This window comes from Collinsella aerofaciens (assembly GCF_028209625.1).
Taxonomy (GTDB): Bacteria; Actinomycetota; Coriobacteriia; order Coriobacteriales; family Coriobacteriaceae; genus Collinsella; species Collinsella aerofaciens_AM.
In genome coordinates this window covers 41,339-53,200 of sequence record NZ_JAQLDU010000002.1, presented here as the reverse complement: position 1 = coordinate 53,200, position 11,862 = coordinate 41,339, and the positions used below count along the sequence as shown (strand labels likewise).

Genomic DNA, 11,862 nt, shown 5'->3' with positions numbered 1-11,862 from the left:
TGAGTGTATGAACACTTACTCATATAATTTCGCGAGCAAAGGCCGCGGCAAGCGCGGCCTTACAGGTCAACGTATGCGCGGGTTAGAGAATGATCTCGCAGTCCGGCTCGGCGTCGGCGGTGAACTCAACGACGCGGTCCAGGACCTCGTCGAACTCGGCGTCGTCGGCCTCGAGCGTCAGCTTCTGGGTCATAAAGTTGACCGAAACGGACTTGACGCCATCGAGCTTAGCCAGCTCGTCCTGAAGTTCATGCGCGCAGTTGGCGCAATCGATCTCGTCGAGCTTAAACTGCTTTTTCATGGTGGGTTCCTTTCCCTGTGTTAGCGGTCTGGGTGCCGGCCGCGCTGATACCGTGGTTGATTGCTATTCGCAGATATGGCTCATGCCCTGGTTGAGCATGGTATAGACATGATCGTCGGCGAGCGAGTAGAGAATGTTGCGGCCGTCGCGGCGGAACTTGACCAGGTGCGACTGCTTAAGCGTGCGCAGCTGGTGCGACACCGCAGACTGCGAGGTCGCGGTCGCTTCGGCGATGTCAGCCACGCAGAGCTCGCGACCCATGAGGGCATAGAGAATCTTGATGCGTGTGGTGTCGCTGAAGACCTTGAACAGGTCGGCCAGGTCGTACAACAGCTCCTCGTCGGGAAGGTCCTCGGGCGAGCAGGTGGTGGGGACGATCGGCTCGGTGGCCTCGATGCCAGTCTTTGTTTCATCAGCGTGGCTGCTCATTGCAACATCCTTTCATATGAACATGCGCTCATATAACTTACTTCCGATTATATGAGCGCATGTTCATATGTCAATGACGTTCAGGTAATTCGTCGCACAAAATGATGGGGAATAGTGGACGAGATTCCGGACTGAGCGGTTTTGATAGCCGATGCCGGGGTGGGTGCCCCCGCGCCGTGCAAAAATTGGAGTATTCTGCAACTATAGGGGGTCCGTTAATCTATTCCAGGCCAAATAAAGCCGCTCAAGAGTTATCCAAGGGCGGTAAACAGACAAGGTCTTCCTCAAATGTTGCCTAACGTTCCTGTTCGATAGCGTTTTTGTTTCTCATTTGGATTAACTTGTGGGTGCTGGAGGGCCGACCCTGCTGAATACTCGCAATTTTGCACATCGCTAGGGTACCCACCTTGTTAGCCGGTCTAGCTTCCGGCCCCGAAGATTCTGCCCTCGGGCGCGAGGCTGCTTATTTGGGCAAATGATGGGCTGTCGGATTCGACAGTCTGCATGTCATCGATTGCCGGAACTTCATTTATTGTCGGGTCATCCAGCGTGATACCTTCGAGTGTTGCTTTTTCGAGGTCGATTCGTTGACGATCTTCGGAATCCTGGCGAAGCTGCTTCTGAATTCGCTTTTTCTCTTCTATAAACCTTCTGAGCACAAACTGTCTCAGGTCCTCTTGCATGATTTGAAAGTCTTTTGGCAGACGCGAGGGGCGTATGCCCTCTTTCCGTTGGATCGCCTCCATGACCCTAACGAAAGCGCTGGCATGCATAAAGGAATAACGACTGACGGTGATGATTCCGTATCCCATGGACGCAAGCGCATTCTTGCGCTCCTCATCGATGGCGCGGTCTTCTTCCGCGTCATGATAAAACCCGTTGTATTCAATGTCTGTGCGAGATTTCTTTAGATACGCATCCATAAAGAACTTTTTGCGTCTCGTGAGATTCTTTGCGGCAGCGGTGACCTGCACCTCGTAATCGGTCTCAATTCCCTTAATACCAAGCCCTCCTTCGCTTTTGGGCAGCGTTAGCATCATGACAAAGGCCGTTTCCATAGGAGACCGGCATCCGTCGCGCACACATTGGATCGCCTTTCGGGCAAGGGCCAGACCGTCGCATCTGGTAATGGAATTAAAGAACTGTTTCAACCTCTCGGTCGAGGTGAGCGCGAAACGCTCGTTATAAGAGGTGGAAGAGCCGGTTCCAAGGGAGTAAACGCCGCACAATTCAAAGTAGTACTCCACCAGTTCGCGAAAAGGGAGATAGGTGGCGGCCTGAAGTGCGCAAAGCTCAACGCCAACAATGAAGATGCCATCTTTGAGCTCTATAAAGCGTGAGTTCGAGAATCGTTTTGACGAAACGTGGCATTGACAGTTCATTGCATAGCGCGCATTCCTGCGATCAAATACCATTACCTCGAGGCAATCATTTGCGTCAGGGGAAACATCGTGTTTGGTGAGCCATTCTGCGGCTGCGTCAAGGAGCGTTCCGGTGGGACATGATCCGTAAATCGCGGCAGGGTTACAGGGCTCGGTGTCTTTCGCAGACGCCGAATGCGCGGCCTGGTAGACCGCTTTTGCAGTGGTATGTGACAATACGATACTCATGGTATATATCGTGTCAGCTAATGCCGTGTTGATGGCGCTGAGTGGGAAAGTCGTTTTAGGGGCCTAACCAAATGCTGTCCAAAAGCTTGACGCAATTATGGGTTGGCACGCCTAAAATCAATGTTATCGCAGCTTAGCTATAGCATATAAAAACTCAATTGCTGCACATTTGATATCGATGCATCGCCATCCGACAACGAATTACGTGTCGGGAATTGGCCGAAATCGTTCAAAATGAGGGTTCAGAATTTGTGATGGCAGATCTATCTGTGGAACGTAGGGCGGCCCCGCTGCGGTGTTTCCCGCTGCGAGGCCGCTCGTGAGCAAGCAGTGTTTGTCGCAGGCGTTGCTATTTCGCGAATAGGTTCTTGAGGTTGAACTCGGCCTGTACCGTGCGGAGCATGAGGTCGGTGTCGTCCAGACCCAGATGCTGCTCGTTGGCGTCGGGCGCGAGGGTGCCGCGACGGCGTGCCCAGTTCTCGAGCGCGGCGGGGGCGGACTCGCGGGGGAGCGAGCGCACGTCGGCGTCCAGGCTGCGGCAGATCTGGCGCGAGTCGATGACGATGATCTTGCCGGCGCGGCGTGCCTCGGCGTAGCCGTCCAGGTGGATCTTGAACCAGCTGTCCTCAAAGGCGGCGTTGTGTGCCATGTACGGGTACTTCTTCATAAGCTTGAGCAGCTGCTTTTGCAGCTCTTTGTTCTCGCGGAACGGCTTTTTGCCGTCGATGTCGTCCCAGGTGATGTGGTGGATATTCGACAACGGCACATCCTCGCCGCGGTAGATGTCGGGCAGGCCGCAGTAGTGTGCCTCGGCGTCATGCGGGACGGCGTCGCTGGTGAGCTCCATGATCTCCCAGCCCACGTTGATGATATAGCCGCGCTCGGGTGCACGGCCGGTGGTCTCGATGTCGATACCGAGCACGGTGCCCTGGATGGGCTTGCGGGCGTAGGCCACGCCGAGCGCGTCGCGGTCGCCGCGGATTTCGCGCATAACGGACGCGGCGGTGCGCTTTTGCATCTTGCCGATGGCGGCGCAGGTGTCGGCATCGGACAGGCCGCGCGAGAGCGTCGCGGGCGTCACGTTGCGCAGACGCGCCTCGCCAATCTGGTCGCACAGGTCGCGGTTGCGGTCGGCCAGGTCGCGCACGGTGGCAAAGTCGAAGCCGGGGTCGCCCTCGGCGGTAAAGTACTCGGTCTCGAGCACCTTGAGGGCCTCCTCGCCCTTCTGGCGCTCGGACTCCATGGCGCCGTGGTCGCCGTAGATAAACATGGGGATAAACGGCTGGCGCTCGTATTCGAGTGCTTGCGATACGTTCATATGCTACTCCTTGGACGGGCCGCGTTGCGCGGCTCGGGGTTACTGAGTTGTGGCGAGATGATAGTTTACCATGGGCAACTATTGGCACCGCGCCCGGGACAACTACAATACCCTAGTTGACCGCTAGGACTTTTACAATGCTGCCGAAAGACACGAAAGGTTCCATCCGTCATGGATTTGCTGATTGATATTTTGCTCGACGCCGGCAAGGACACGCTGTCGCTGGTGCCGTTTTTGTTGGTGACGTATCTGGCCCTCGAGACCCTGGAACACGTCGCGGGTGACAGCGTTAACGGCGCCATCAAGCGCGCTGGTGCCGCGGGCCCCGTGGTTGGCTCGTTGCTGGGCATGGTGCCGCAGTGCGGCTTTTCGGCAATGGCGGCCACGCTGTACGCCGGTCGTGTCGTGACCTTGGGCACGTTGGTGGCGGTGTTTCTTTCGACCTCCGATGAGATGCTGCCGCTGTTGCTCGCCGAGCAGGTGCCCGTGCAGACCATGGCGATGCTTTTGGCTTCGAAGGCACTGATCGCGCTGGTTACGGGCTTTATCGTGGATGCCGCCATCCGCGGCCTGCGTCGTAACGCTCGCGCGCATGCGGCGATTCGCCGTACCGTGCTGGGAACCGCGGCCAACCCGGCCCATGTGAACTGTGCGCACGACGACCACACTGGCGGTGACATCATCGACGAGGTGGCCGAGGCGGGCGTGAGCGCCGACCACATCCACGAGCTGTGCGAGCGCGACCATTGCGGTTGTGATGAAGACGAAGACGAGCACGAACACGGACATGGCCACGATCACGGTCATGAGGGCGAATATGAACACCATGATGGTCACGGTCACTCCCATTCCCACGAAGGGACGCCTGTCCTGTCGATTATCCGCAGCGCCATCTTCCACACCGTGCAGGTATCGGTATTCATTTTCCTGGTGACGCTGATTCTGGTTGCCGTGCTCGAGACGTTCGGCGAGTCCGCAATCGAGCAGTTCCTGCGCGGCAACGAGACGCTTGCGGTCCTGGGCTCGGCACTCGTCGGCCTGATCCCCAACTGCTCGGCCAGCGTCGTCATCACGCAACTGTACCTGGAAGGCGCGCTGCAGCTGGCCCCGATGCTCGCCGGCACGCTCATTTCCGCCGGCGTGGGTTATCTGGTGCTGTTCCGCACCAACCGCAGCGCCCGCGAAAATGCCGTGTTCCTGATCATGATGTACGTCATCGGCGCTGGCTGGGGCCTCATCCTCTCCGCCGTTGGCCTTTAAGAAGATTATTGGGACATGTCTTACGATCTACTCCTGTGAACAGGGCATTCCCCGCCGCCAAAACAAAAAGGTAGATTTCCGGACATGTCCCAAAAATCTACCTTGGTTAGCGCAGCAGCTCGGTGAGGTTGCGTTTAAAGCGGGCGCGGTCTTCGCTGGTAAATGCCGCCGGCCCGCGAGTGCGTCCGCCGGCGCGGCGCACCTTCTTTTCCTCGTGGCGAATAAACAGCTGCATGTCGATGGTTGCTTTGTCGTAGACGCGCCCGCGCACACCGATAGCGGCGGCATCGCGCCCGAGCACCATGCTCGCCAAGCCAATGTCCTGCGTCACGACCACGTCATCCGCCTGCAGGCGTTCGACAATGGCAAAGTCGGCGCTGTCGGCGCCCACGCTCACGTCGAGCGTCGTGACCCAAAAGCCGCGTCGCGCGTGCTCGGCATCGCGCGGGTCATCGCGGCGAATGTGCCGTTCCAGGTTTTGCGTGCTGTTGCCGGCGATAACAACGGCGACGCCCGCCCGCCGCGCGCAGTCAATCGACTCGCGCGTGACCGGGCAGGCGTCTGCATCAATAAAGAGCGTTCGTGGCATCTAGTGCACCAGTTTGCCAAATTGAATAGCACGAACAATCAGCGTTACGCCAAACACCAGCAGCGCGGCGCCGCTAAAGATGACGAGCATCTTGGCCGACCACAGCGGATAGATAAACACGAACATGCCGGCGATGATGGAGAGTGCGCCGCTCAGGATGGCGAGGGCGCGGTTGGACGAAAGCTCGGACTCCAGAATGGACATGACACCTTCGACAATCCAGCCAAAGCCGGCCACGATAACCACCATCGTGGTGAGCGTCGCGGTCGAGAAGGCCTGGTTGCGCAGGATTATGACGCCGCCCAAGATAATGAGTAGGTTGGAGATGATGCTCGTCACGCGCCAGCCGGTGGGCAGCAGCGGCTCAAAAATGGCAGTGAACAGCCTGATGGCAGCGGTGATTACAAAGTAAAAACCCAGGACGGTCGTCAAAAAGACGAGGGACTTGGCGGGTGCAAAAAGCAGCGCGATACCAGCAATGAGTGCTAAGACGCCCGTGATGGCGTAGATTCAGCGTACGGCCTTGACGGCTTTGCCCGCCATGCTTTTCTCGTCAAATCCAAACTGGCTCGATTTTTGGTCATCGTTCTTAAAGATGCCCATAATGTCTCCTTTCCGTGCGGCGTAAGCCTTGATCGTTACAACCAGTATCGCTTAAAGGCGCTGGCGTATGGGTCGGGGAGGGCGAAACGTAACCCAAAGGTCCCGAATTGTTTCCGTTGTTCCCCACGTCGCGATTTTCTATTCAACAGGTGTAGAACATTGCAGCCCTGTTCGTTATTGCCTACGTTTTAGGTTAGATTTTCCTAAAGACAATTGGCTTGAATTGGGGGTCCCTATGAACGAAGCAGTTCCCGCAGCGCCGGTAAGCGCAGAATCGATGGCAAAGCAGGGCTGCGAAAAGCTCGGTCTGGAAGCGTTTGATGCGCTGGTCCGTCGTGCCCGTACGTGCCGTCGCTTTGACGAGTCCATGCGCGTGCCGCGCGAGTTTTTGCTCGAGCTGGCGGAACTGGCGCACCTGGCTCCCTGCGGTGCCAATGCTCAGCGTCTGCGTTTTCATGTGGTAAGCGGTGCAGAGGACTGCGCGCGTGTATTTGACGAGCTTGCATGGGCCGGTGCGCTCAAGGATTGGCCGGGTCCTGCCGAGGGCGAGCGCCCGACCGGCTACATCGCGATTCTGGCTGAGCGCGCCGTTCCGGGCAAGCCTGCCGCTCCCATTACCGAGGTCGACACGGGCATTGCCGCGCAGACGATGATGCTCGCCGCCCGCAGCGCTACGCCCGAGGTGGCAGCCTGCATGTTCAAGGCCTTTACGCCCCATGCGATCGATGCCATGGGGCTCGATAACGACAAGTATGAGCTCAAGCTGATCATGGCCTTTGGCGTTCCGGCCGAGATACAGGTGATCGATGCGATCGATTCCAACCCCGATGGCTCCATCAATTATTGGCGCGACGAGGCGCAGGTGCACCACGTACCCAAGCGTCCGCTTGCCGACGTGCTGCTGTAGTTGTGCGTCGTTGCGGTGCAATCCGGCGGCAAAATCACCACAAAGGCTCCTGTCCCCTTTGTGGTGGTACGAGGGGAGGGTGTGTGGCAGATCTGTATTTGGTGCGGCATGGGCAGACTGAGCTCAATGTGCAGAGCATTTTGCAGGGCTGGCACGATTCGCCGCTTACGGCGCGCGGGCGCGAGCAGGCGCTGACGGCGCGTACGGCGTTTGCGGCGCGTGGCGTGGCCTTTGATCATGTGTATTCCTCGCCGTTGGGCCGGGCGCGGCATACGGCCGAGCTTATCGTTGGCGAGGGCCGTTCCATTGAGCTGGTCGATGACCTGCGTGAGTGGCATTTTGGCTCGCTGGAGGGCACATCAAATCGCGAGATGCCGCCGCAGCCCTGGGGCGATTATCCGGTGGCCTTTGGCGGCGAGTCGGAAGTGCAGCTTCAGTCGCGCATGGTCGCGGCGCTGTCCCGCATCATGGCCAGGCCGCAGCACGACTGCGTGCTGGCGGTTTCCCACGGCTCAGCCTGCCAGGAGTTTCTTGAGTATGTGACTGGCGGGGGAGAGCTACCCGACAACGGTGCCGTGCTTCATTTTGGCTATTGCGACGGGGCGTTTTCGCTCTTGGGTTGGTAACGAACGAAAGGACCCCTATGAATAAAGATCTGTATCTGGTCCGTCATGGACAGACGATATTCAACCTTAAGCGCATTATTCAGGGCTGGAGCGACTCGCCGCTTACGCAGTTGGGTTGCGACCAGGCGGCGCGCGCCGGCATGTTTTTGCGCGCACGCGGCATTGAGCCCGACCACGTCTACACCTCTACGCTGCACCGCACCGAACAGACCATCGCCAACCTGTGGCCGGGCTTGGCGTACGAGCGCCTGGACGGTCTGCGCGAGTGGTTCTTTGGCGACTTTGAGGCCGAGCGCGTGATGCTTATGCCCGAGCGCCCGTGGCGCGATTTCTATCGTCAATTTGGCGGCGAGGGCCAGATCCAGGTGCGCGAGCGCATGGTGGCGACGCTGACCGAACTCATGCGACGCCCGGACCACGAGTGCGTCCTTGCGGTGAGCCACGGATCGGCCATCAAGGAGTTTTTGGATCACGTGAAGGGCACGGAGGCCGACGAGCGCGAGCGCGTGCCGGGCAACTGCTCGGTGCTGCATTTCGTGTTTGACGATACGACCGATACGTTTGAACTGGTTGAGATCTTTACGCAGGAAGACTACGCGCGCGAGCTGGGGCTTGAGCCGCTCGTGGCTGCCGCGGGTCCGCAGCGCGGGTAGTTTGGGCGTGGCGGTGCGGGTCGCCGACTTACTTCTCGACGCAAAAGGGGCGGAGATGCATGTACCTGCTGCATCTCCGCCCCCTGTTTGTTGAGCTGCCGATTTTTGTGCTGGGCGGTCTGGTCTTGCTAGAACCGCGCGACCTGGTGCGTGAGCAGACCTGTCGGAACTTGCGGCGCGGCGCCGCTGACCTGCGCGGCGGGGAAGAGCACGGCAACGGTAAAGTTGAACGGCTCCTTGCCGGTGTACGTTCCGGCGGCACGGGCCTCATCGGCCAGCAGCTGCGACGCCCCGGTCAGAGCGGCGGCGTAGGCGGGGTCGTCGGTCAGTGCCGGCTCCGGTGCTTGGTCGAGCATAGCGCGGATGGCCCCGACGGCGTCCTCGCGCTTGACCTCCCACGCGCGGTGCGTAATGCCCGCGGGGTCGGTGACGGCGTAGAGCGACGCGCCCTCTTTGGCGGCACCCAGGATGATATCCATGACGGGCGAGGCCTCGTAGGCGAGCGACACGGGGCGCGGCTGCACCTTGAGCTCGGCGATCGCGCGCGCGGCGGCGGCCACGTCGGCGCTGGCATCGCCCTTGCCGTCCGCAAGTACACTCGTCGGGCAGATCGCCACGACACCCGTCACGCGTCCCGGCTCGCCCGAGCATTCGTACACGTAATACGCCGCACCCGGGTCCTTGAGCATCAGGCCATCGGCAAGGGCTCCGCGCAGAGCATCGTTGCCGCTCAGGATGCTGCCCATTGCAGGCAGCGCCTCGAGTACGCGGTCCTGAGCCGGGCGGATGCAGGGAAACGGAAGTGCTTTCATGGGCGGTCCTAACGCACGAGTCGGTTTGTTCGCGGCTTATTATGCCCCAACTTGGCCGCTCGCGTCCCAGAGCACGTTATCGGCGAGCGCGATTAGCACCTGCTGACAACGAACGATATCGGCATGGGGCACATATTCGTTGGGCTTGTGTGCGAGCGCGAGCGACCCGGGACCGTAGCTCATGCAATTGCGGTTGCCTGTCTTGCCGGCAATGACGGCGGTGTCGGTGTAGCCGGTAAAGAAGCCGACGGTCGTGTCCGCGTCCGTCACGTCATCGGCGGCACGCTTGAGCGCTGCTAGAAGGGGAGAGTTCGGGTCGCGCTCGATGGCGGGGCGGTCGCCCGTCACGGTGTAGCTGCCATGGCAACCGGGAACGGCGGCTTCGGCGACGGCGATGGCCTGCTCTACCATGCGCGTCGCGGCGGCCGTATCGGTCGGCGGGGTCAGACGCATGTCGACCCAGACTTTGGCGCGGTCGGGCACGACATAGGGACGGTAGCCACCCTCGATCTGTCCAAACGTGATGGTCGATGGCCCCAGCTCCTCATGTAAAGGCAGCGTCGCAAACGTGCGACGAAGCGAGCACACGACCTCGGCTATGGCGGCGTCGGCGTCGGCGCCCTTCCAAGGCTGGCTTGCATGAGCCGTGACGCCGGCCATCTCGATCTCGAACCACGTACGCCCCTTGTGTGCCACCTGGATCTGTCCGTCGGTGGGTTCGGTGTCCAGCACCCATTCGCGCGAGCCGACCCAGCCAGCATCGATCGCGGCCTCTGAGCCGCGCATGAAGTCTTCCTCGTCGACCGAGCAGATGAGCGAAAAGCCGCGGCGTGGCAGCGCGCCATCCGCCGCCACGCGCTCGAGCGTATGGACCAGTGCGGCAATGGCGCAGGCCAGGCCACCCTTCATATCGCAGGCACCGCGGCCATAGAGTTTATCGTCGCGCACAACCGCCCCAAGCGGTGCGATGTCTGCGTCCCAGCCATCGCCCAAGGTGACGGTATCCATGTGGCAGATATAGATCAGCCGCGGCTCGTCGCTTTGGCCCGGCACGGTGACTTTAAGGTTGCGGCGCCCGGGCAGCACCTCGAGTTCCTCAACCTGCACGGCATGGAGCACCGGATGACTCAACCGCTCCAGCTGAGCCTCAACCAGCGCTTTGATATACCGCTCAATTTCATCCTCATACGCGCCCGGGTCTGAGCTGTCGATCCGCACGAGCTCCTGCGCAAGCCGCCAGGCAAAGTCCTCATCAACCATATGCAACCTCACAATCAGTCTGCTTTCCAAACCGATTGTAAGCCTCTTGAGAGATCCGCGGCGTGCGCGCAGCGGTATTTACCGTTCGCAGGCCGAGCCAGCGCGTTTGCCGTCCAGGCGGGTTTACAAACGACGCGGTGGGTACGTACCCTTCATGGACGACATGCTGTGCGACATATCTGCCTTTCGGTATCACCGGATACCTCCACAGGTCTTGGCAATAATGCCGGACCTGCCCGATTCTGCGGACGATCCGCGCAGGGAGCACCTATGTGAGCATCCGCTCGTCACACATTTCCTGGGCACCCCGTTACACGTGTTGGCGCAGGGCAGCTGCGGACGTAAGGGCGATCGCATTGTCAGGCATGTTTGGAACGGGGAGAGGCCGTTTGATTCCGTGCGGCAGACGGAGTTTGGCTTCGATGTTGCGTCCCCACTCTTTACCCTGCTGACCCTGGCTTCCTCGGTCTCAAACGAGCGTCTAATCATGTGCATGTATGAGATGTGCGGCACCTTTGCCGTGTGCAAGATTGCGCCTCAGGTAAAGTCGGCACTTGAGCAGGCATATGGGAGCCGATGGAGTGACGCACGGTCGGGCTGGGAAAACGTAAAGGATGTCTCGGGGAATCCAACGGACTTGTGGAAACGACCTCCCTTGATCGAGCTCTCTGAGCTTACAGAGTTCGTCGATAAGGTCCGGGGGCTCCGCGGCGCTAAATCGTTCATACGAGCCGCGAAATGCATTACGGGGGTGGCAGCATCGCCGCTCGAGGTCCAGGCTTCGATGCTGTTTGGCCTTACGAGGTTGCGCGGCGGCGAAGGGCTGCGCCTTACCAATAACGTTGAGATTCGTATGACGCGCAGCGCCCGCCTGATTTCGGGGCTTGATAGGCGCTATGCCGATATCCTGCTGGCAAATAAGGACGGCAGTCGAGAGTGTCTGGTTGAATGCCAAGGTAAAGCCATTCACGGATCCATTGAATCCAAGATCTCGGACTCCGATCGAACGACGGCCTTGCAAGCCATGGGATATCCCGTCGTTCTGATGACCTATGGTCAGCTGGCCGACTTCGATGCCTTCCGCGTGGTGATGGAGCTCATCATGTCCTATCTCGATGTGCCGCTGAAAGACAAGACGCCGCGGCAGCAGGAGCTCGAACGGCGGCTTCGTGAGGAGATTTTTATCGATTGGGCGGGAATGTAGCCGCGCAGGCGGAAAACGGTCGCGCGGACTAGAGTTTTGGTCGCAAAATACTTATATTTTGCCTTGGAAGGGCCTTAAAAATGCTACCTAGAATAAGTTGTTTCGGAAAATGGACAGTCAACTTACATTCGGCACATAGAGACCGATTTTTACCTACTAAAGTCCCTGATAAAGCTGTTTATCAAAGCGGGTGTGCTTAGCGACTTGAGCCTCACTATCGATTATCTGAAAAAACTTGTTCTGGGTATCATTTTAAAGTCGTCCGGAGCAACAAAATCGGCCCCCGTTTC

General features: G+C 59.3%; 13 protein-coding genes. 5 read left to right on the top strand and 8 right to left on the bottom strand.

The window, feature by feature from the left end; all coding sequences use genetic code 11:
* Positions 1 to 82: 82 nt before the first annotated feature.
* The 4 genes from PMW70_RS01555 to PMW70_RS01540 all read right to left on the bottom strand — a co-directional run bounded on the left by PMW70_RS01555 (position 83) and on the right by PMW70_RS01540 (position 3,658).
* Positions 83 to 301, bottom strand: a complete 219-nt coding sequence (locus tag PMW70_RS01555; protein WP_271743686.1) for a cation transporter — start codon at positions 299 to 301, stop codon at positions 83 to 85.
* A gap of 63 nt (positions 302 to 364) precedes the next feature.
* A complete protein-coding gene (locus PMW70_RS01550) occupies positions 365 to 730 on the bottom strand; it encodes an ArsR/SmtB family transcription factor (protein ID WP_055252065.1) in 366 nt (121 codons plus the stop codon).
* A gap of 419 nt (positions 731 to 1,149) precedes the next feature.
* Positions 1,150 to 2,340: a hypothetical protein gene (locus tag PMW70_RS01545; RefSeq protein ID WP_271743685.1), complete on the bottom strand. Its 1,191-nt coding sequence runs from the start codon at positions 2,338 to 2,340 to the stop codon at positions 1,150 to 1,152.
* A 349-nt stretch (positions 2,341 to 2,689) separates the two neighbouring features.
* Positions 2,690 to 3,658, bottom strand: a complete 969-nt coding sequence (locus PMW70_RS01540; protein WP_055252061.1) for a 3'-5' exonuclease — start codon at positions 3,656 to 3,658, stop codon at positions 2,690 to 2,692.
* Positions 3,659 to 3,829: 171 nt separating this feature from the next.
* Between PMW70_RS01540 and PMW70_RS01535 the strand changes: the two genes are divergently transcribed.
* Positions 3,830 to 4,918, top strand: a complete 1,089-nt coding sequence (locus tag PMW70_RS01535; protein ID WP_271743684.1) for a putative manganese transporter — start codon at positions 3,830 to 3,832, stop codon at positions 4,916 to 4,918.
* Positions 4,919 to 5,024: 106 nt separating this feature from the next.
* Here PMW70_RS01535 and PMW70_RS01530 read toward each other — a convergent pair whose 3' ends face one another.
* Positions 5,025 to 5,507: a YaiI/YqxD family protein gene (locus PMW70_RS01530; protein WP_271743683.1), complete on the bottom strand. Its 483-nt coding sequence runs from the start codon at positions 5,505 to 5,507 to the stop codon at positions 5,025 to 5,027.
* Positions 5,508 to 6,008, bottom strand: a complete 501-nt coding sequence (locus PMW70_RS01525) for an HdeD family acid-resistance protein (protein WP_271743733.1) — start codon at positions 6,006 to 6,008, stop codon at positions 5,508 to 5,510.
* Between the two features lie 337 nt (positions 6,009 to 6,345).
* On the opposite strand from PMW70_RS01525, the gene PMW70_RS01520 reads away from it, so the two are divergent.
* The 3 genes from PMW70_RS01520 (at position 6,346) to PMW70_RS01510 (ending at position 8,296) form a co-directional block, all read left to right on the top strand.
* Complete coding sequence (locus PMW70_RS01520) at positions 6,346 to 7,017, top strand: nitroreductase family protein (RefSeq protein WP_271743682.1); 672 nt, start codon at positions 6,346 to 6,348, stop codon at positions 7,015 to 7,017.
* A gap of 83 nt (positions 7,018 to 7,100) precedes the next feature.
* Entirely contained in the window at positions 7,101 to 7,643 is a 543-nt protein-coding gene (locus PMW70_RS01515) for a histidine phosphatase family protein (RefSeq protein WP_055252053.1), read from the top strand.
* Positions 7,644 to 7,660: 17 nt separating this feature from the next.
* Positions 7,661 to 8,296 (top strand): histidine phosphatase family protein, encoded by a 636-nt coding sequence (locus PMW70_RS01510; protein ID WP_271743681.1) that lies wholly within the window; start codon positions 7,661 to 7,663, stop codon positions 8,294 to 8,296.
* A 128-nt stretch (positions 8,297 to 8,424) separates the two neighbouring features.
* Here the strand turns inward: PMW70_RS01510 and PMW70_RS01505 are convergent, their stop codons facing one another.
* Complete coding sequence (locus PMW70_RS01505) at positions 8,425 to 9,108, bottom strand: DUF1015 family protein (protein ID WP_089572066.1); 684 nt, start codon at positions 9,106 to 9,108, stop codon at positions 8,425 to 8,427.
* A gap of 39 nt (positions 9,109 to 9,147) precedes the next feature.
* Complete coding sequence (locus PMW70_RS01500) at positions 9,148 to 10,368, bottom strand: M20 family metallopeptidase (protein ID WP_271743680.1); 1,221 nt, start codon at positions 10,366 to 10,368, stop codon at positions 9,148 to 9,150.
* A 397-nt stretch (positions 10,369 to 10,765) separates the two neighbouring features.
* Between PMW70_RS01500 and PMW70_RS01495 the strand changes: the two genes are divergently transcribed.
* The gene (locus PMW70_RS01495; RefSeq protein ID WP_158571707.1) at positions 10,766 to 11,572 is read left to right on the top strand and encodes a hypothetical protein; all 807 of its coding nucleotides are present in this window, start codon (positions 10,766 to 10,768) and stop codon (positions 11,570 to 11,572) included.
* The last annotated feature ends 290 nt before the right edge of the window (positions 11,573 to 11,862 follow it).